Origin of the sequence: Paenibacillus sp. FSL k6-2145, assembly GCF_037976585.1 — a bacterium.
Lineage (GTDB): Bacteria > Bacillota > Bacilli > Paenibacillales > Paenibacillaceae > Paenibacillus.
The window spans coordinates 780,244-800,844 of sequence record NZ_CP150267.1; the positions used below are offsets into that span (position 1 = coordinate 780,244).

A 20,601-nucleotide genomic window follows, 5' to 3' on the forward strand; every position below is an offset into this window, starting at 1 on the left:
GCCGGCCTTGAAGTTCGCATTAACCCTAAGGGGGATATTCATGGCAAAAACGCTGTTGCGATTAATGACCGAGCTTTCTTCGCGCAAATGGATCTCCCGGACTGTGGGAGCCTTTTCCAAAAGCCGGGGAAGTAAGGCATTTATCCCTTATTTTGTCCGGACCTACGACATCCCTGTTCAGGAGGCCGAGAAAGACTGGAAGGAATACCGTTCACTGAACGATTTCTTTACCCGCAAATTAAAGCCGGGCATGCGCCCGTTGGAACTTTCAGAGCATGCACTGATCAGCCCGGTAGATGCCAAGATTACGGCAGCCGGTCCAATATCTGCAGGGACACTCCTGAATGTTAAGGGACAAAATTATACACTTGCTGAATTATTAAACCATTCTCCCCATCTGGAGAAGTACAAGCACGGGTACGGGTTCGTCCTCTATCTCAGCCCTCGCGACTATCACCGCATTCATGCACCTGTCAGCGGCCGCAAAATAGAGAGCGAACACATCAAGGGCAAAGTTTATCCCGTGAATGACTTTGGCCTAACCCATATGAGATCCGTGCTTAGTCGAAACGAACGGCTCATTACGTATATCGCACACGATTACGGTGAAGTGGCGGTTGTCAAAGTAGGTGCGATGAACGTGAGTAGCATACAGTATGCTGATACGGACACAAGTACCTGGGCACAGGGCGATGATCTGGCCTATTTTGAATTCGGTTCCACCGTTGTTCTGCTGACGCAGAGCGGCACATTCGAACCAAACCCGGGCTTACAGCCAGGCGATTCGGTCAAAATGGGCGCATTGCTTGGTCGTTTGAAACCGAAGAACTAATGAGTCCATACGCAAATAAAGAGGATGGCGCAGCACCTGTAACCAGGTATTGCGCCATCCTCTTTATGCATTCATATTCATCCATGTATACATGCAATACGAAGCTTCGCTCCGTCGTTATTGGTCTGCTGAGTTCTCCTCAAAACCACACATCTTGCAAGTCCTCTGCCGGTTTGAAGCGACGCAGACGGTTCCGGAAAATATTGCATCCCTTCGTAGAGCATCCCCGGTTGCGGACCCGACGTTTTCCGTTCATCACAAGTTCCCCCTTTTGGTCATCTGGAATGCTAGATAATTACCCTTGCGTTCCAGACTTGAAACGGTTTCCTGTTTTTCTCATCAGAATTTTAACGAATCTCGGACGGGCTTTTGCCGGTATATTGCTTGAACTGACGACTGAAGAAGAAAATATCCCGGTAACCCAGAGCATCCGCCACTTCGGTCACATTCATGCCGGTATGCACCAGCAGATGTTCCGCCCGTTCAATACGCATGCGGATAATATAAGATTGCACCGATGATCCCACCAGTTCCTTGAACTTGATCGAGAAGTATCGGGGCGATAAGCCAGCCCGCGCAGCCAGATCTTCCACCCGATGCGTAATCCCCGGATGCTGACGCACATAATTGGCGACCTCCTGGATGACATCAGACAACTGATTGCTTACCTTTTTCTCCACAGGTTCTTCCGTATCGGCGCGCAGCAAATGAATCATCAATTGCTTCAGAATCAATCGGCTCTCTTCATCACGTCCGTACACATCCGATAAGAACAGTCTTACATAACGTGCCAGCAAATGCTCAAACTCCACCGTTTCCTGTACCTCGCGATAGGACTGGGGAACATCATCAACAGGCACGTCCACATCAAAGTGAATATACGTAAGTACCAACGGTTTTTGCTTATTATGTGTTGCAGTAGGATGATCTCCTGGCCTGAACAGAAAACAACTACCCTTGCCAACTTCATACGACTGGTCATTCAGTACAAGCGTTCCTTCACCACTCCATACATAAAATAAATCATAGTTTTGCATCGGTTTTTCCCGTTTCTGCCACTTCCAGCCCGGTTCACAGACAATTTTGGCGACAGCGGGCAAAATAACAAATGATGACGGCGATGCCTGCAGCATGTCGCCACTCCCCCTTGATAGTTAATCTCTCTGCATATGGCATCATTCTGATCTGAATCTCACTTCTTCAATCAAGGCCATATGTATTTCAGCATCTTGCATGATTCAATACAACTTGCTCATATATGATCTCTGCTCCTACAGGAGCGAAATGTCTTATCCCATTATACAGCGGAATTCACCGAAACGAAAATGTGCACTTCTCCCAGGCTAGCCGCATTCGCCGGATTCCCTCTGTCATCTCTTCTTTCTCCAGATGTGCAAAAGCAAAACAGGCCGCCGGATGACCTGAAGTCAGCCGATATCGCTCTGCATCACGGAACAATATGCCATCCTCCTCGGCAAGCTTTTTAAATCGCTGATAACTGTCCACATCGCCATTCCAGGTAGCATAGATATGCAGTCCTGCATCACCAAGTTGCATCGTGAATGCTTCAGGCAACTGTAGTTCCATCTCTCGCACAAAAAAATCATGCCGTTCCCCGTATAACCGGGTTAACCGTCGTAAGTGCCTCAGGTAACCTCCTCGGGTCATAAACTTCGCCAGTGCGCGCTGCTCCAGCAGTGCGGGAGGTACCGGTTCATACAACGCCTTGGCGGCAAGGAGAGGTTCTACCAGACCAGGTGGCAGTACGGCATAGCCAAGTCGGAACGAAACAACCATCGTTTGTGAGAATGAACCAACGTAGATGACGCGCTGTTCACGATCAAGCACTTTGAGGGGTTCAATTGGTCTTCCGCCCCATCGGAATTCACTGTCATAATCATCTTCAATAATGACCGCATTACGCTTTGAGGCCCACGCAAGCAAGGCACGTCTTCTGTCCAACCCCAGCACGGCCCCTGTTGGAAACTGCCGGGTAGGGGTGACAAATAACGTCTGTGCCTCCCAAGGCTGAGGAATAATGCCTGCAGCATCCACCTCTGCCGGGATGATATGCCCACCACAGGACTTGACGGCATGGGCGATACCCGGATACCCCGGATTCTCCAATACAACTGCTGTATTCTCCGTTATCAGCAATTGAGATAGCAGGGTGATGCCTTGCATTGAACCACTGAACAATACAATCTGAGAGGGTTCAGCCTGGATACCACGTGTCCATCTGAGATGGGAGGCGATGGCCTCACGCAGCTCCGGATCACCGGCTACACCGCTCGATTCTCGCCAACCACTGCGATGAACCGCAGCGAGTGCACTCTTCCACTCCCCTAACGGGAAATGTTCTGCAGGCATGCGCTGCATTTGAAAATTAATGGCGGACGGCTTCGGTGAAGACATCTGAGTCCGCAGGACTTCATGTTGCGTATTCAACCTCTGTACCCGCTCGCCCCAGGGAGACAGCCTGAGAACAGCTTCCTGTTTCTCATTTTCCTGAGAGGATAATGTTTCGGTCACAAAGGTACCTCTTCCCCGATGTGCATGGACATAACCATCCGCAAGCAGCATGTCGTATACCTGAGCTACTGAACCACGCGACATCTCATATTGCCTTGCCAACTCACGGGTGGAAGGAAGCCGCGTGCCTCCCACCAATGTGCCTGCATGAATGGCGTCACGTAACGCATGATACAATGCCTCATACTTGTATCGATGCTGAAGTTCATAGGTATCCATCGGTAACCACAATTCCATCATGCACCTCTCTTCATTGGTCTTCATTTGTGTTCCCTGACGAATTGGCCTACTAAAGTGAATGTAAATTGGATCTATTTCATTGTCAATGTATGAACTATTGTTATGCATAAGATATGGCGTTTTATTATACATTCAATGATGGGGGATTACACATGAGACGGAAAGAATTCACAGTAGATGAAGAACAAGAGATTACCACATTTCTGGATCAGTGTTCCTTCGGGTTTCTGGGAACAGTCAGTCCGGACGGACAACCACGAGTTACACCGCTGAATTTCGTTTATATGGACGGTTGCTTTTATTTTCACGGCAGTCTGGCTGGTGAGAAGATGAAACAGATCAAACAGGATTCCTCGGTCAGTTTCACGGTAGCTGAAGAGTTCTCCCTCATTCCATCCTATTTCAGTGATCCCGAGCTTGCTTGTCCGGCGACTTCTTTCTTCAAAAGTGTCATGGCCTTCGGTCAGGCTGAACCGGTTAAAGATCTGGACATCAAAGGTAAGGTGCTGCAACGATTCATGGAGAAACTCCAGCCGCAAGGCGGATATGTACCCATTGATGCTACTGACTCGCGTTACACAGGCAACCTCAAAGCTGTAGCCGTAGTCCGAATTATGCCAGAAGGGATCAGCGCCAAGTTTAAATTTGGACAAAACCTTTCCAGTGAACGATTCGATCATATCAGTGGTCAGTTGGAACAGCGCAATGAGGGACGCGATGCCGAAACTGCTGAAATGATGCGGAAATACTGTCCATTTCATCAGCAATAAGTTTCATTTTCTGAGGATTACTCCAAGGTTTAATTCAACGATATCCCACGCCAAAACCCTCTGCAACAACGCGGTAAAGCGATATAACTGTCATATTGCGTAATTTCCGTGACGGGGGCATGTCAAGGTGATATAATGTTAGGCAGTTGAATCACAAAGACTTGGAAGGATGAAAAGAATGAATCCACTGGCTGAACAGTTGAACGAAAGTATTCAGACAGGCAGCAGTCACGTCTACTCCATGCTGTCACAGCTTGGCAAAGAAATTTATTTTCCTAAAGAGGGGATTTTGAGTCAATCTGCTGAAGCAGCAAGCTTGGCCAAGACCCATAATGCCACGATTGGTATCGCTCTGGAGGGTGGTGTGCCGATGCATCTTCAGGTTATTCAGGAGAAGCTGTCTGCATTCCAGCCTAAGGATCTGTATCCTTACGCTCCACCTGCAGGCAAACCTGAATTGCGGACCGTCTGGAGAGACAAGATGCTGAAGGAAACGCCTTCCCTGGAAGGCAAAACGTTCGGCAATCCGATTGTAACCAATGCATTAACCCATGGACTAAGTATTGTAGCCGACCTGTTCGCCGATGAAGGGGACGCTGTCATATATCCGGATAAAAACTGGGAAAATTACGAGCTGACCTTCGGAATCCGTCGTCATGGCCAGTTGGTTCATTATCCCCTGTTCGATGATCAGTTGAACTTCAACAGTGACGGTCTGCTTCAGGCGTTACTTGATCAAAAGGACAAAGGTAAAGCCATCGTGCTGCTCAACTTCCCGAATAACCCTACAGGTTATACGCCTGGAGCCGAAGAAGCAGATGCAATTGTAAACACGATTCGTCAGGCAGCTGAAGCTGGCGTTAATGTGGTTGCTGTAACAGATGATGCGTACTTCGGGCTGTTCTTCGAAGATTCCATTCATGAATCCCTGTTTGGCAAACTTGCCAACATTCATCCACGTGTGTTGACCGTAAAAGTGGATGGTGCAACCAAGGAAGAGTTCGTATGGGGCTTCCGCGTTGGATTCATTACGTATGCCCATGAAGATGCAGCCGTTCTGCATGCATTGGAACAAAAAACACTCGGTATTATCCGGGCAACGATCTCCAGTGGCCCGCATCCTTCCCAGACTTTTGTACTGGATGCGCTCAAAGCACCGGAGTTTGAAGCACAGAAACAGGAGAAGTTCGAGATTATGAAAGGCCGCGCCAATAAAGTGAAGGCCATTCTCGATAGTGGCAAGTATGGAGATGCATGGGATTATTATCCGTTCAACTCCGGTTACTTCATGTGCCTGAAGCTGAAAGAAGTTGGCGCCGAAGAACTTCGAAGCCATTTGCTGCACAAATATGGTGTGGGTACAATCGCGCTGGGTGAATCGGATCTGCGAATCGCCTTCTCCTGTATTGAAGAATCCGGATTGGAAGATCTGTATGAAACCATCTATCGTGGAGTTCAGGATCTGCGGACGACTTAGTTAACACAGACCTGTACCCTGAATGATATAAGAACCCTTTGTAAAACGGCGACGTTTCATGTCTCTGGATATACAAAGGGTTCTTTTGTGTTTTATCAGCCCAAAAGCTTTAATTTCTGGCTTTACCGGGCATCGGCCCAATCAGCCTACCCCCAAGGTACATAATATACGATGTACGCAAGGGCGTGCCAAACAACCACTTGAAAGGGGAATGACCATGTCTGGAGTTGAAGATACAAGAGGCGGTTATGGATGCGGCGGTTACGGAGGATTTACTAACACAGGTGCCATTCTCGTTCTGTTCATCTTGCTCGTGATTATCACTAAATCGTTCCTCTGTTAGTACCAATACACACTTGCGTGAGAACCAAGTGATCTGATTGCATGATTCCATTACAGCACAAAGAAGGGTATACCGGGATACAGCCCGGAATACCCTTCTTTGTTAATTTAAGTAGAAGTCACTCTCCACCTCGACCCACCATCTTGGCTGGCGAGAGGTACGAAGGTACGGTCTCTTGTTTACTCGTCTTCTTCTTCCTTCAACCACTTGTTGCCTTGCGAACGCCGCATGATCACAATCACCAGTATACCCAAAATAAGTGCTACTCCGGTGACAGTCAGTCCATTTGCTCCGGCAACCAGCATAGGCAACCACATGAGTAACGCAGCCAGTGCGTGGAGATGGAATATGAATCCCAACACCTGAGAACGACGACTCTCACCCGAGATTGGATAGATCATAATCCAAAATGATTCACTATGACTGCGACGCAGCGCACCAAGCTGTACACCTGCAAGCAACAGGAAGAACAAATACACACCGACACCAAAGTAGCTGCCTGCTGTCCACCAGGATAGTAACATGCCCAGTACAATTAGGCGTAACACGATTGAGAACACTTCGGTTCGAATAAACGTTTTGGTTATCAAGTAACGGTAAGCTTTCCCCGCATTCCAGGGAAGAGCGTTCCCCAATTTGCTAAGCCAGCGACGCGAACTTACTTTCTGTCCGGATGAAGGTACATCCACAAACCAGCCAAGCGTCCGCATAACCCGTCCAGCCTGACCCTGCTCCACCTGAATCAGTCTTTCCCACGCTACCCGATGTTTCACTGGTATACGCAAGGCGACGATGTAGACAACAGCCAGCAACAACAGGAACCATACGCTCCGCTGCGGTGGTTGCCATAACCAGGCGCCAACCGCCAGCACTGCCAGAGCCCATCGCAAGAGGCGATATCCTCTTGCTGCCCCAACCTGAACCATTCTTAGCTCTTGCCATGCTCCATAACTGGACAACCCTTTCCACAGCAACAGGAATACGATGAACCAGCCAAATGGCCGTGCATCCAGATCTGCTCTAACATAGAGAGGCCACAATGTAACAAACACAAGTAACAGGCCCAGACTTTTATAGATAATGCCCCGGGCAAAGCTGTTCTTCAAATATTCCTGCATCCGGTATTCCTGTGGTCGCAGGAACACGATATCTGCCGGAAGCAGATATGTACGATAACTGCTAAACAGCACCAGTGGCGCCAGCAGTACCAATGCAATCCAGCGAATGGGGAATTCTGCGGGAATGTTCTGAACAAACGATGTATACCAGGCGGAGAACGCAATGACGAGAAATAAAAAGACCATAGCCACACCGCTCTGGATTACATATCCGAGATAAGGAAGAATTCCGTTCCAGAATCCTGTGCGTCTTTGCTTCCATAGCAGCTTGAGATCCATGCTCAATCCCTGCCTTGTACGAGGGAATAGAACATGTGCTCCAGCGTGGCATCCGATTCCCCGAATTGAGAGCGTAATTCATTCAACGTCCCTTGAGCAATAACCTGCCCACGGTGCAGAACGATAAAACGGTCACAGTAATTTTCAATCGTGGACAGAATGTGTGAACTGAGCAGAATGGATGATCCCGAAGCTTTCATCTCAAGCATAAAATCAAGCAAGGAGCGGATACCCAGCGGGTCCAGCCCCAGGAAAGGCTCATCAATGATGTACAGTGGTGGTCCTGCCACAAAAGCACACATGATCATGACCTTTTGTCTCATCCCCTTGGACAGGTGAGTCGACAGACTTGTACTTTTCTCATTCATACGGAACAGTTCCAGCAGTTTCTCCGTACGTTGTTTGAAATCAGACTCCGACACATTGTACGCTCTTGCCGTAAACTCCAGATGCTCCATCACCGTCATCTCATCATAAAGTTCGGGTGATTCCGGTACAAATGCCATGGCCGATTGGTAGATCTGCGCATCCTCGTCCCGCTTCTTGCCCATCACTCGTACTTCGCCCTGTTGAGGTGTCATCAAGCCGAGGATATGTTTCATGGTTGTACTTTTGCCAGCACCGTTTAAGCCGATTAGTCCGACCATCTCTCCACGTCCGACTTCCAGATCGATGCCGTGAAGGACCGGCCGTTTGGCACTATAACCTCCGCTTAACCCGCTGATTTGCAGAACAGGCGATTGAACATTTTCCATCTATCCCTGCACCCCTTTCGTCAGATTCTATTCTTCGGAGCGTGGCGTTTTGTCTTTACTCCACTTGGGTGCTCCCTTGTTTTTACGATCCTGATCGCGCTCCGTGCGGCCAGTATTGCCAGTTGGTTTGTTACCCGCTGGACGCGAATTGGAGATTGTAGCCCGGGTACCGCCATTGCGGCTGCCCTGACCTGGTTTGCGATCTCTGGATTGTCCTGGTTTTCTGGAGAACGAATGTCCCTCAGGCCGCGTGTCCGGACGCGGATCAGCCTCCAGTACTTTACCACCAAAGAGTACACGTTCTGACAGTTCGATTCCGAGTTCGCGTGCGAATTTGCGCATAATAAAGATCTGTGTTTCATCCACAATGGACAAAACGATCCCCGAGCGTCCCATCCGGCCTGTACGACCTGCACGGTGAACATAGTGCTCCGAGTCAAAGGCAGGGTCATAGTTAATGACCATTGGCAAGCCTTCGATATCCAGTCCTCTGGCAGCGACTTCGCTGGCAATCAGCAACTGAAGTTTGCCATTACGGAAGGCAGACAATACGTTACTGCGGGTCACTTTGTCAGCATCCCCATACAGCGCAGCAGCGGACAAGCCCAAATGATTCATTTTTGCTTCAACTTCACCAATATCTTCGGTTGCATTCACAAATACGATCGCCCGATCCGGATTGTACTGTCTGACCAGACGACGCAGCATGTCAATTTTGTTCCGGTTTTCTTCTACAAAATAATAATGCTCCAGGCCCGCAGCCGTAGCTCGATCCGGTTCAATTCCGATCTGAACAGGCTCTTTCATCTCACGCTTCGCGAGTCCGGCCGTATTCTCATCAATTGTTGCTGACAGGAAGATCAACTGACGATCCCGCAATGCGCTCTTGAGTACAAAGTTCACGTCACTTACGCCGCCAAGTTGGAACACTTGGTCCGCTTCATCGATAACAATCGTAGAGACGTTGTGCATTTTCAGTTTTTTGAGTGTAATCAATTCTTTCAGTCGTCCCGGTGTACCCACAACCAATTGTGGATGCTCACGCAGCTTCTCGATCTGACGTTTAGCCGCTGCGCCACCAATCAGACCTAATACGCCGATCTTGCGTTCTTCCCCGTAGCGCTGTGCCTCACGTACAATCTGCATCGCCAGCTCTTGTGTAGGTGCAATAATGAGTTTCTGCGTACCTTTGATATCCATTTTGATGGATTGTAACAGTGGCAGCAGATATGCCAGCGTTTTTCCTGTTCCCGTCTGGGATTTGGATACGACATCCCGGCCTTCCAAAATAACCGGGATTGTCTGAGCCTGTACAGGTGAAGGTTCGTTAATGCCATGTTTCGCCAAAACGGCCTCCAGATCCTGTTCCACGCCAATTGAAGCAAATGTTTGATTCGTCATGTATGTCCATCCTTTTAATTTTATTCATTTTGATGCTAGCCCTGCTTGTACTTACTAAAACCGAAGCCTGTCATCACATTACCTTTCATTATATGCGAAAAAAGCCCGTGTACCAAATCTTATTCCAGAATTGTATGTATACACGCCAAAAAAAAGAAAAGCCCCTCGGCGGAGCCTTTCTTTCAATCCGTATATGATGCCTCGTATCACATTTACTTCTGATTCATTACACCGTGCGACAATCGATCTGCAAGACGAGGAAATAGCTGGTACAACCATATGCCAGCAGAAGCAAGTCTTGGCAGATTCACTTCTTCCTTACGCTTTTTCATCGCCCGAATCATATGACCCGCAACGTCTTCCGGTTTCAACATCATCCAGCGTACATTATTCACATAATTGCCAGATGGGTCAGCCCGGTGGAAAAATGGTGTATCAATCGGACCTGGATTAATCGTTGTCACCATGATGCCAGTCTTGCGAAGCTCTTGACGCAGCGCATTACTAAATCCGAGTACAGCATGTTTCGTAGCTGTATAGGAAGCGGATTTGGCTGTACCGATTTTGCCAGCCATGGAGGCCACGTTCACAATCTGACCTTTGCCACGTTCCAGCATCTGTGGAAGCACTGCTTTGGTGCAGCGGACAATGCCCATGTAATTAACGTCCATCATCTCATCGAATTCCTGTACTGACATCTCTGTCATCGCTGCGAATTTCCCGTAACCTGCGTTGTTCAGCAAAATGTCGATTCGTCCGTATTTATGCAATATCGCATCCACAGCTGCCTGAACCTGCTCACTATCCGTAACATCAAGCGTGAGTAATTCATGCGGCCCTTTCAGCGAGGCACCAATCTCTTCCAACTTGTCCCGTGAACGGGCAGCCAGAATTGGGATGGCTCCTTCTTCTATCAGCATCTGCGCACACAGCGCACCGATACCACTCGATGCACCTGTGATAAACACTACCTGATCTTTCAGCATCCGTGATGTCCTCCCGTATTGAACACATATTGCCTCTTGAGGCGTATGGTTCTATTCTACGAGATCATGACCTGAATATCCATCTCACCAATGCCGTCCATCAGCAAAGGAATGCTCAGTGCTTTCGTTGCACTAAATGTAGTCAGATGTTCGGACTTCATCACTTGTGGAGGTGTAATATCGACCACAACCCCCTGGTTCGACAGGATGGTGCTGGCATTACCACTGATCATATTACCCAGTTCCGAAATCGCACTTTTGCTCATTTCATCCATTTCTGTAATGACAAAACCGCCCATCATCGCAGATACAATTTTCAATGCAACTTGTTCATTGATTCCAAATACAATGTTTCCACTAAGTTGTCCCGTCATTCCGATCACGATCCAGACATGGTCTGCAATGTACTCTACATTTTTCACGCCAAGACTCCCGGTGGAAGGCGAAACCTGGATGAGCTGTTCGAATACGTTCCGTGCCGATTCCAGGAAAGGATTAATCACTTCCGCTTTCACTGTCTATGTCCCCCTCACACTGGGTTATTGGTCACACACCAAAAGTCCCATATTCATTAAATTTATTATACTTTATCACGTACAAGAATTCATTAAGAATTCGTTAAACCATGTGTACTATAATTTATCGTCATCCGTGGGGCAAATGTTTATAGCTGATTCTAGCGAATAAACTGAGCTTTTTACTTCTTTTGAAGAAAGCTTTTCGTTCATTGTGCGTGACAAAAGGGATTTAGGACTTTATTACTGCTTCTCACAACTGTTAAAAAAATCAAATTCTTTTATTCGCGTTTTTTTCACAGTCTCTTGAACTACTTTTGATCCTTACAATTGCCTTCATTGCTCTGCTGTCCTGAATCACCTATAATTTAAGATAACGGAACAATAACCAGTTACGGGATTTCATCGCACCAAACACTACATAATCAAGATACTTTGCCTGCAAGGAGGTCACCTATGAACATAAGCCAACTGGAGACACTAATTACCATTTCCAAAACGATGAGCTTCCGCAAAGCGGGAGAACTTCTGAACCTGACCCAGCCTGCCGTCTCGGCCCAGATCAAAAGTCTGGAGGACGAATTCAGCACCGTTCTTGTGGATCGGAACCAACCCGTTACCCTGACAGACCGTGGACAGGTATTTCTGGAGCACGCTGAACGGATGCTCGATATCGTTGATGAGTTGAAACAAAAATTGTCCGATCTCGATGAAACGCCTCAGGGACGTATCGTGTTAGGCACAACAACTTCCATTGCTATTCAGATCTTGCCAAGGGTGTTATCCTATTTCCAAGATCAATTCCCGCTGATCAAAACCAGTATCCAATCCCTTCCGTCATCACAGATCTATACCCAGGTCGAAAATGGTCTGGTTGATATTGGTATCGGTTATCTCACGGAGCGTAATCCCAACCTGAATACATCTGTGCTGTACTATGACACATTTGAACTCGTGGTATCTCCTTCCCATCCGCTGGCGAAGAAAAAACATGCTGCAGTGGATGTGCTCCGGAGTACACCATTGATTCTGCTATCCCCTGATACAGTAGGCCGACGGTTTACGGAAACCATCTTCAAGAAACATAATATTGAACCTAATATAGTAATGGAGTTGTCGAGCAGCGAAGAAGTGAAACGGATGGTCGAGATTGATCTCGGGGCAGCTGTCATTTCCAAACAATCTGTTGCGCATGAGTTGCGTCAAGGTACATTGCGAATGATACCCTTAAGTGAGCTGGAGGTCAGTCACCCTGTTGGTGTCATCTATAAGTCCAGTCGATACCTTAACTCAGCAATGCAGCAATTCATAAGTGACCTCAAAGGTATGCCGGAAACCCAATTCATCAGTTCAGAATGACAATGAGCCATGAGAAAGGAAGGATTCCATATGAAATTTGATCTTCATACACATCATTTTCGTTGTGGTCACGCAGACGGCAACATCCGCGATTATATAGAGGCGGGCATTAAGGCAGGACTTCAGGCCATCGGTATCTCGGATCATACGCCATACTTTGGCAGCGAGCTTGAGCAGGCATTTCCCCGGATCGCAATGGGCAAGTCGGAATTGCAGCATTATGTGGAAGAAGTCCTTGCTTTGAAAGAAGAGTACGCTGGTAAAATCGATGTACTGCTCGGCATTGAATCCGACTACTTCCCTGCTTATGCAGAATTGTACCGTACCACACTGGGACAGTATCCTTTTGACTATATTATTGGTTCGGTTCATCATACCGAGGATGTGAGTATCTTCAACAAAACCCGGTGGAATGGACTGAGCAATGCTCGCAAAGTTGAAGTGAAAGAGAGTTATTATTCATTAATCCGGGAATCGGCTCGCAGCGGTATGTTCCAGATTCTTGGACACATTGATGCGATGAAAGGAAATTATCCACCTTTCTCCGAAATTATCGCTGATCAGGCCATTGATGAAACGTTGCAGGTCATTGCAGAATCCAACGTAGCGATTGAAATTAACACATCTGGCAAAACCAAACTCAGCGGTGGCTGGTATCCCTCGGATGCCATTTTGGAACGGGCCCATCATTATGGAGTGAAGGTGACATTTGGATCGGACGCTCATAAACCGCAGCGGGTGGCAGACGAGCTGGATGACGTTCGTACACGTCTCAAGGAGATCGGATTCACCGACTGGGTATACTTCAAGCAGAAACAGATGCAGGTTGTACCACTGTAAAAAATATCAGACCACATAGAAACCCCCACAGCGCGCTTGTTCACGTTGTGGGGGTTTAGGTTTAATTCTAAATTAAAAATATTATATAATTTAAACTGAACATTTACACGATAACGGAGAGGACAGAAATAACTTGAAGAAGCGAAGCGGTCGCCTAAAAGCTTTCTGAAAGAAAGCTGCATCGGAAGCATACGCTATCCCCGGATTTGCCCCTTTTCAAAAGGGAATCAAAAAATCTGGGGATAACAGCGATCGGAGGGTTATTCTGTCATCGGAGTGACTATGTAAAAATTCAAAAAAAATGAACCCGCTCGCGCGGGTCCCAACAGCATTATCTATTATCAAAAAGGGGGTCATGAGATAAGTTTACCCCCTGTCTGTTAGAGTTCAATTGCAGCTATATTTCAATTGTGTAACAAATGATTGAAGTTCGATTCATTCACGTTTGACTACTCTTACTCTATGTCATTGCGGCTTGTCAGATACCAGGGTTTGCAGGTATTTTTCCTGAAGCGGGCGGGCGTATTGTTCCCGGTACATACTGTACACTTTAACATCCATCAGGGATTCTGATTCCTCGTCATCCTCATCATGCAGTCCGAAGGAGGGAAGACTCCGCTCATAGGACATCCCTATTTTGCTTAACACCCGTTGTGAAGATACATTGGCCTCATAACACCGTGCCTCCACCCTCCACAAATGAAGATCGTCAAATCCAAACTGCAACAGTCGCTGTACCGCCTCGGTAGCCACACCCCTGCCCCAACAGGACCTGTTCAGGATGTAACCAATCTGTGCGGTACCATTCTGATCATTCCAGTGCTGGAATGAGGTGATCCCAATCACTTGTTCCTTGCCTCTCCAGCAGATCCCATAATGTAACGAATCCAGCTTGGCGCTGCTGCTCCGTATCTGGTTCAATAACCGTCTCGCCCTGATTGGCGTGGGCTGGCTTCCCCTATTCACATATCTTATGACTTGAGGATCGGAAAAAAGTTCCGATAATGTGCTGTAATCACTTTGACGTAATGATCGCAGGACAAGACGCTCTGTCCACAAAGCCGGCAGACCTTGAACCAGCATTTTTCGGGTAAGCATGACAATCGCTCCTTTTGCCTAAACGGGCTCTAGTCCGGTAAGACAAGCATGCTCTAATGATGATCCGGCGTAATACCATTTGAACTGATCCACGAACTTTAGTATTCGCATTTTAGTATTAATATATTGCATCATCCCAATTCCTGACGCTATAGAGCCCAGATGCTGACTACTCCTGCAGCCCGCGATAGATACCCGTACGAATCTCACGAATATAGAAATCCAATGCAGGAACATTCGCCGACTGTGCAACCTGTACTTCTCGCTCAATATCATAAGGTACCCGCACAAATTGAACATTGAACGGGGTATTGTTATCGTTGCTGTCTTCACCCTCCAGAATACAGTAGGAAGCCTGGGGAAGATCGAGTGGATTACCAACACTGCCTGCATTAAACAGTAACTTGCCGTTCATATACTGCAAGTATGCGTTATGCACATCCCCATAACCTACAACATCTGCAACACCTTGCTCAGGCTCATCAGCCGGAGGATCAAACATTGCCAACCTCTTTTCTATCGCGTCCCACGGCTGTACACGATGGTATACACTTTGAGGTGAAGCATGGACCAGACGGATGGTGCGACCGCTCAGTTGAAATTGATGGCTGAAGGGTAGGCCCGCCAAGTACGCCAATCGTTCCTCACCCAGCCGTTCTGCTTGCCACGTGAAATTCTCGTTGTCTTGGTTAACCGCAACCAGTTCATCCCAATTGCCACGGATAACAAGTTCACACGTTGCTCTCACCTGATCCACAACCTTTACCGGTTCTGGCCCCTTGCCCACGAGGTCACCAAGACAAAAGATTCGCACCACGCCACGACTTCGGATATCTTCTAACACTGCTTCCCAGGCAGTCATGTTGCCATGAATGTCGGATACAATCGCAATTCTTTCCATCTGGATAACCTCCATTCATGTTGAATCCTTTATGTTTTATATTCATCTTATATTCTTTTATGTGGTTGATCCTTTAAGCTCAAAAACCGTTAATTCTGGTCTGCACAGAAAACGAATGGGCAGTTGAGTCATGCCAAAACCACGATTCACATACACGGGCATCTGTGTCTGGGTGGTGTAATATACCCCCTGGACATCCGTGTAATACAACCCTTGAACATACTTGTGTGAACCTCGCGGAGTTGTCAGTGCCCCGATCCAGGGAAAACGTACCTGTCCACCATGGCTATGACCGGAAAGTTGTAATCCGAAACCATAGGGAGTGGCAATGTCGGCATAATCCGGTTCATGCATAAGTAACAATTTCCACACATCATGATCCAATCCCTTGATGGCTTGGGCAGGATCAGGCCTGCCTGTAAGTGCGTCATCCAGACCAGCTATAGCCAGACGTTCGCCCCCTTGTTCAATCACCACATGTTCGTTCCGTAACAAAGTGAATCCGGCTTCACGGAACATGGTTGTCACTTCATTCTGCTGTCCGCCCCGATAATCATGATTCCCCAAAACGGCAAATTTGCCATACTTCGCTTGCATGGAGGCGAGTACCGGAATACATTCACGCATCGGCTCTGCTTCCCTCTCGACGATGTCTCCGGTAAAACAAATCAAGTCCGGTTGCTGCTCCTCAATCGTTGCTGCCAGCTTCTTCAGCTCTTTCACCCCGGTATGAAAACCAAGATGGGCATCGCTGAACTGAACGACACGCAAGCCGTCAAATGCCTTTGGAAACTTCGGAAGTTTCAGCTCCACTTGCTTGATCTCCAGGCGACGCGGTTCCCATAACCAGGCATAACCTCCTGTAAGCAAACTGGCACCCGCTGTCATCAAAACCATGCGCAATAAGAAACTTCGGCGAGAGGGATCATGATCCTTTTCTTCTCCAGGAAACACAGACTCTTCTGCACCTGGTGCTTTGTGCGAGCGCTGGGACGGCGAGTTGTTGCTGCCCTGACGCGGTGTCTCTGCCATATCTCCCCCTCCTTCTACGCTCTTAATCCATCCCCTTAGTATATCATATTCTGCATGGGTAGCCCGGTTCCTCTGCTTCATTACAAAAAGAAGCCGAGATCTCCGGCATGTTGCTGCACGGGATCACGACTTCTTCTAAGTTGCAGATTACACTTCTGCACATGTTATGACGAGATTATACACCCAACCAGCGTTTGAACATATGCTTGGTCGTTTGTTTGTTCATTTCCGCAATGGAGGTTGTCAGTGGAATGCCTTTTGGACAGGATTGCACGCAGTTCTGTGAGTTACCACAGCCCTCAATGCCTCCGTCTTCCATCAACGCTTCCAGGCGATCGTCGGCGTTCATCTCCCCTGTTGGGTGAGCGTTGAACAAGCGCACTTGGGACAGTGCTGCTGGACCGATAAAGTCTGTTTTCTCATTGACGTTCGGGCATGCCTCCAGACATACACCACATGTCATACATTTGGACAGCTCATATGCCCACTGACGCTTCTTCTCAGGCATCCGTGGACCTGGACCGAGGTCATAGGTACCATCGATCGGAATCCATGCTTTTACGCGTTTCAGGGCGCTAAACATCCGGCTACGGTCGATGACCAAGTCACGGACCACCGGGAATGTCTTCATCGGTTCGATACGAACAGGCTGTTCGAGCTTGTCGATCAGGGCTGCACATGCTTGACGTGGCTTGCCGTTGATAACCATGGAGCAGGCACCGCAGACTTCTTCGAGACAGTTGGAATCCCAGCAGACGGGAGCAATGGATTTGCCATCTGTATTGACGGGGTTCCGCTGAATCTCCATCAGGGCGCTGATCACATTCATGTTGGGACGGTACGGAAGCTCAAATTCTTCGTTGTACGAAGATGACTCCGGGCTATCCTGACGGGTGATGATAAACTTGACAGTTTTGTTGGCTGTAGCTTGTTCCGCCATATCGTTGTCCCCTCCTCTGGTGACGATGATTGGTGTTGCTGATGCGCAAAATGGTTTGGTGCACGGGAGACGCTTCGTCAGCGGAATGCCCCTCTGATCGCTGTTATCCCCGGATTTTTTTGATCAACCCTTTCCAGGGTTAAAATCCGGTGATAAAGGCGAGCGCTTCGCTTCTTCTGGGCATTTCCGCTTCCTCCGCTACGTCGTGCACTTAGAACACTTTGCTGGAAACTGCACTCCAATTCATTGTGGATGGCAGTATTAAAGTTCTGAAGCATCGCTAGGCGCTTTGCTTCTTCTGGGTATTTCCGCTTCTTCCGCTATGTTGTGCACGTGGGTAACTTTGCTGGAAAACTGCACTCCATTCATGCTGGAGGCAGTATTGAAGTTCTGAAGCATTGCTAGGCGCTTTGCTTCTTCTGGGCATTTCCATCACGTTGATGGCAGTAACTTTGAAGAAGCTTTGCTTCTCCAAAGTTCTCCTGCCTCTCCGTTCAGGTGTCTAACTATTCATTACATGAATAGTGTGGTACTTCTTAATCCTTGGAGTAATCCCGGATACGTGGTGGGATCAGGGATACGTCTACTGGCTCGTACGAGATTTTCGGGCCTTCTTTCGACCAGCTCGCGATAGTCGTTTTCAGGAACTCTTCGTCATTACGTTCCGTGAATTCCGGTTTGTAATGCGCGCCGCGGCTTTCGTTACGCAGCAGTGCGCCCAGTGTCATTGCTTCTGCCAATTCAATCATGTTCCACAGTTGGCGAGTGAAAGCTGCGCTAGGGTTGTTCCAACCGGAGCTGTCGTACATGTTGATTTTGCCATAACGCTCTTTCAATTCCTTGATCTTGCCAATCGTGGCTTCAAGCTTGTCGTTGTAGCGCACAACCGTCATGTTGGCGGTCATCCACTCGCCAAGCTCTTTATGAATGACATAGGCATTTTCCGTGCCCTGCATTTTCAAGATGCCTTCGTATTTATCGCTTTGTTGTTTGGTGTGTTTCTCAAATACGGAAGATGGGATATCAGCGGATGATTTTTTAAGTCCTTTGATATATTCAGCCGCTTTTGGTCCAGCCACCATACCACCATAGATCGCAGATACCAATGAGTTTGCACCCAGACGGTTTGCACCATGGTATTGATATTCACATTCACCAGCTGCGAACAGCCCCGGAATGTTAGTCATTTGGTTGTAATCTACCCACATACCGCCCATGGAATAATGGACTGCCGGGAAGATTTTCATTGGGATTTTACGCGGGTCATCGCCCATGAACTTCTCATAGATCTCAATGATTCCGCCCAGTTTAACGTCCAGTTCCTTCGGATCTTTGTGCGACAAATCGAGATAAACCATGTTCTCGCCGTTCACGCCCAGCCCCATATCCACGCAGACGCTGAAGATTTCACGAGTCGCGATATCACGTGGAACAAGGTTACCGTAGGATGGATATTTTTCTTCAAGGAAGTACCAAGGTTTTCCGTCTTTGTACGTCCAGATCCGTCCACCTTCACCACGAGCGGATTCAGACATGAGACGAAGCTTGTCATCCCCTGGAATGGCTGTTGGGTGAATCTGAATGAACTCCCCGTTGGCGTAATTTACACCTTGCTGATACACCGCACTTGCCGCTGTACCTGTGTTAATTACAGAGTTGGTCGTTTTACCGAAGATAATACCCGGACCACCACTCGCCAGAATAACCGCTTCTGCCGGGAAGGTCTGTACCTTCATCGTTTTCAGATCCTGAGCCACGATCCCGCGACATACGCCTTCATCATCCAAAACCGCCTGCAGGAACTCCCAGTTCTCATATTTCGTAACCAGGCCCGCTGCTTCCCAGCGACGTACCTGCTCGTCTAATGCATAGAGCAATTGTTGTCCTGTTGTCGCTCCGGCAAACGCCGTACGGTGATGCTTCGTTCCCCCGAAACGACGGAAATCAAGCAAACCTTCCGGTGTCCGGTTGAACATTACGCCCATACGGTCCATCAAGTGAATGATACCAGGTGCTGCTTCGCACATCGCTTTAACAGGAGGTTGGTTCGCGAGGAAGTCACCGCCGTATACCGTATCGTCAAAGTGTACCCATGGGGAGTCACCCTCACCCTTGGTATTCACCGCTCCGTTGATGCCGCCTTGTGCACATACAGAGTGGGATCGTTTAACAGGAACCAGTGAAAATAAATGAACATGGACTCCGGCTTCAGCCGATTTGATCGCCGCCATCAATCCCGCGAGACCGCCGCCCACAATAATTACATTCGTTGATGCCATTGCTGTTCACTCCCTTATAAGTCAGCATTTATACGCTAAATGCTTAAATTAGAACTGTTTTTACTACATCAACCATCGAAGTTACTGCTTGGAAATCCATGCTCCGGAAAGCGAACAACGAAGCAATAAACATAATGGAAATAATACCAAACAAACTCATGCACACATAAGAGGACACACGCTGCGCACGCGGACCCACGGTAATCCCCCAGCTAACAAGAAACGACCACAGACCGTTGGCAAAGTGATAGGATGCCGCAACCACACTGATCAGATATAGAATAAATGTTACCGGGTTCATCACGATCTCATGAATGACACCACCAAGTTCTTCGTGGGTGACTGTACCCAACGCAACCTGTACCCGAGTCTCCCATACATGCCAGATTACGAATACAAACGTAATGACACCACTGACCCGCTGCAACGTGTAACGCCAGTTGCGCTCATTGCCATAACGGCCCACGTTAGGCTTGGCCTGATAAGCAATATACAGACCATATACACCGTGATAGAACAACGGTAACCAGATGAGGAGCGTTTCCAAAACAATAACCAGTGGCAGACTGTTCAAAAATGCAACAGCACCGTCAAAAGCCTCTTTGCCGCCTTCAACTGCCGAGAAGTTCGTCACCAAATGCTCAACAAAAAACAAACTGAGCGGAATGACGCCAAGCAAGGAGTGCAGCTTTCTGGAGTAAAACCCTTTCATAAAATGTCGATCCCCTTTCGCTAAATACAACGTTTTCATAAATGATTTCACTTATCATGACACGAATCCTTTTCCATGAAAAGGTTCGACAAATTGTTCCGTTTTCCCCAGGTGTGAACAACTTGTGTCACGATTCATGTTACTCCTTTTTTTCTTATAAGGGAATTGCAATATAATTATTAAATGTTATAC

19 protein-coding genes are annotated in these 20,601 nt (G+C 47.9%); 6 read left to right on the forward strand and 13 right to left on the reverse strand.

From position 1 onward, the window contains the following. Nucleotides 1–40 precede the first annotated feature (40 nt). Complete coding sequence (asd, locus tag NZ043_RS03465; RefSeq protein WP_047841263.1) at nucleotides 41–832, forward strand: archaetidylserine decarboxylase; 792 nt, start codon at nucleotides 41–43, stop codon at nucleotides 830–832. Between the two features lie 347 nt (nucleotides 833–1,179). On the opposite strand, the gene NZ043_RS03470 is transcribed toward asd, so the two are convergent. Both NZ043_RS03470 and NZ043_RS03475 read right to left on the reverse strand, forming a co-directional pair. Then, on the reverse strand, nucleotides 1,180–1,965 hold the full coding sequence (locus NZ043_RS03470; protein WP_091037805.1) for an AraC family transcriptional regulator: 786 nt from the start codon (nucleotides 1,963–1,965) through the stop codon (nucleotides 1,180–1,182). A 178-nt stretch (nucleotides 1,966–2,143) separates the two neighbouring features. Further along, on the reverse strand, nucleotides 2,144–3,604 hold the full coding sequence (locus tag NZ043_RS03475) for a PLP-dependent aminotransferase family protein (protein WP_339310676.1): 1,461 nt from the start codon (nucleotides 3,602–3,604) through the stop codon (nucleotides 2,144–2,146). Nucleotides 3,605–3,756: 152 nt separating this feature from the next. On the opposite strand from NZ043_RS03475, the gene NZ043_RS03480 reads away from it, so the two are divergent. The 3 genes from NZ043_RS03480 (at nucleotide 3,757) to NZ043_RS03490 (ending at nucleotide 6,194) form a co-directional block, all read left to right on the forward strand. After that, nucleotides 3,757–4,374, forward strand: coding sequence for a pyridoxamine 5'-phosphate oxidase family protein (locus tag NZ043_RS03480; protein WP_133387048.1), 618 nt, complete (start codon nucleotides 3,757–3,759; stop codon nucleotides 4,372–4,374). Nucleotides 4,375–4,552: 178 nt separating this feature from the next. Continuing rightward, nucleotides 4,553–5,851, forward strand: coding sequence for an aminotransferase class I/II-fold pyridoxal phosphate-dependent enzyme (locus NZ043_RS03485; RefSeq protein ID WP_133387047.1), 1,299 nt, complete (start codon nucleotides 4,553–4,555; stop codon nucleotides 5,849–5,851). A gap of 217 nt (nucleotides 5,852–6,068) precedes the next feature. Then, nucleotides 6,069–6,194: a YjcZ family sporulation protein gene (locus tag NZ043_RS03490; RefSeq protein ID WP_206759599.1), complete on the forward strand. Its 126-nt coding sequence runs from the start codon at nucleotides 6,069–6,071 to the stop codon at nucleotides 6,192–6,194. Nucleotides 6,195–6,373: 179 nt separating this feature from the next. Here NZ043_RS03490 and NZ043_RS03495 read toward each other — a convergent pair whose 3' ends face one another. From NZ043_RS03495 to NZ043_RS03515, 5 genes are all read right to left on the reverse strand, one after another. Continuing rightward, entirely contained in the window at nucleotides 6,374–7,591 is a 1,218-nt protein-coding gene (locus NZ043_RS03495) for an ABC transporter permease (protein WP_339310680.1), read from the reverse strand. 2 nt (nucleotides 7,592–7,593) lie between these two features. Then, nucleotides 7,594–8,346, reverse strand: coding sequence for an ABC transporter ATP-binding protein (locus NZ043_RS03500; RefSeq protein ID WP_133387045.1), 753 nt, complete (start codon nucleotides 8,344–8,346; stop codon nucleotides 7,594–7,596). A 27-nt stretch (nucleotides 8,347–8,373) separates the two neighbouring features. Continuing rightward, nucleotides 8,374–9,747, reverse strand: a complete 1,374-nt coding sequence (locus NZ043_RS03505; protein WP_133387044.1) for a DEAD/DEAH box helicase — start codon at nucleotides 9,745–9,747, stop codon at nucleotides 8,374–8,376. Between the two features lie 212 nt (nucleotides 9,748–9,959). Further along, nucleotides 9,960–10,733, reverse strand: a complete 774-nt coding sequence (locus NZ043_RS03510; RefSeq protein ID WP_339310683.1) for an SDR family oxidoreductase — start codon at nucleotides 10,731–10,733, stop codon at nucleotides 9,960–9,962. A 56-nt stretch (nucleotides 10,734–10,789) separates the two neighbouring features. Beyond that, on the reverse strand, nucleotides 10,790–11,248 hold the full coding sequence (locus NZ043_RS03515) for a chemotaxis protein CheX (RefSeq protein ID WP_036605799.1): 459 nt from the start codon (nucleotides 11,246–11,248) through the stop codon (nucleotides 10,790–10,792). A gap of 456 nt (nucleotides 11,249–11,704) precedes the next feature. Here NZ043_RS03515 and NZ043_RS03520 point away from each other — a divergent pair, with 456 nt between their 5' ends. Together NZ043_RS03520 and NZ043_RS03525 are read left to right on the forward strand one after the other, a co-directional pair. After that, nucleotides 11,705–12,607, forward strand: a complete 903-nt coding sequence (locus NZ043_RS03520; RefSeq protein ID WP_036605798.1) for a LysR family transcriptional regulator — start codon at nucleotides 11,705–11,707, stop codon at nucleotides 12,605–12,607. Nucleotides 12,608–12,637: 30 nt separating this feature from the next. Then, nucleotides 12,638–13,447, forward strand: a complete 810-nt coding sequence (locus NZ043_RS03525) for a histidinol-phosphatase (RefSeq protein ID WP_091020855.1) — start codon at nucleotides 12,638–12,640, stop codon at nucleotides 13,445–13,447. Nucleotides 13,448–13,912: 465 nt separating this feature from the next. Here NZ043_RS03525 and NZ043_RS03530 read toward each other — a convergent pair whose 3' ends face one another. From NZ043_RS03530 to NZ043_RS03555, 6 genes are all read right to left on the reverse strand, one after another. Then, nucleotides 13,913–14,545, reverse strand: a complete 633-nt coding sequence (locus tag NZ043_RS03530; RefSeq protein ID WP_091037817.1) for a GNAT family N-acetyltransferase — start codon at nucleotides 14,543–14,545, stop codon at nucleotides 13,913–13,915. A 169-nt stretch (nucleotides 14,546–14,714) separates the two neighbouring features. Further along, the gene (locus tag NZ043_RS03535; protein ID WP_091037819.1) at nucleotides 14,715–15,446 is read right to left on the reverse strand and encodes a metallophosphoesterase family protein; all 732 of its coding nucleotides are present in this window, start codon (nucleotides 15,444–15,446) and stop codon (nucleotides 14,715–14,717) included. A gap of 57 nt (nucleotides 15,447–15,503) precedes the next feature. Further along, a complete protein-coding gene (locus NZ043_RS03540) occupies nucleotides 15,504–16,478 on the reverse strand; it encodes a metallophosphoesterase (protein WP_091037821.1) in 975 nt (324 codons plus the stop codon). Between the two features lie 175 nt (nucleotides 16,479–16,653). After that, nucleotides 16,654–17,418, reverse strand: coding sequence for a succinate dehydrogenase iron-sulfur subunit (sdhB, locus tag NZ043_RS03545; RefSeq protein WP_036605794.1), 765 nt, complete (start codon nucleotides 17,416–17,418; stop codon nucleotides 16,654–16,656). A gap of 536 nt (nucleotides 17,419–17,954) precedes the next feature. Next, complete coding sequence (gene sdhA, locus NZ043_RS03550) at nucleotides 17,955–19,697, reverse strand: succinate dehydrogenase flavoprotein subunit (RefSeq protein ID WP_036673387.1); 1,743 nt, start codon at nucleotides 19,695–19,697, stop codon at nucleotides 17,955–17,957. A 43-nt stretch (nucleotides 19,698–19,740) separates the two neighbouring features. After that, on the reverse strand, nucleotides 19,741–20,409 hold the full coding sequence (locus NZ043_RS03555; protein ID WP_091037822.1) for a succinate dehydrogenase cytochrome b558 subunit: 669 nt from the start codon (nucleotides 20,407–20,409) through the stop codon (nucleotides 19,741–19,743). Nucleotides 20,410–20,601: the final 192 nt, after the last annotated feature.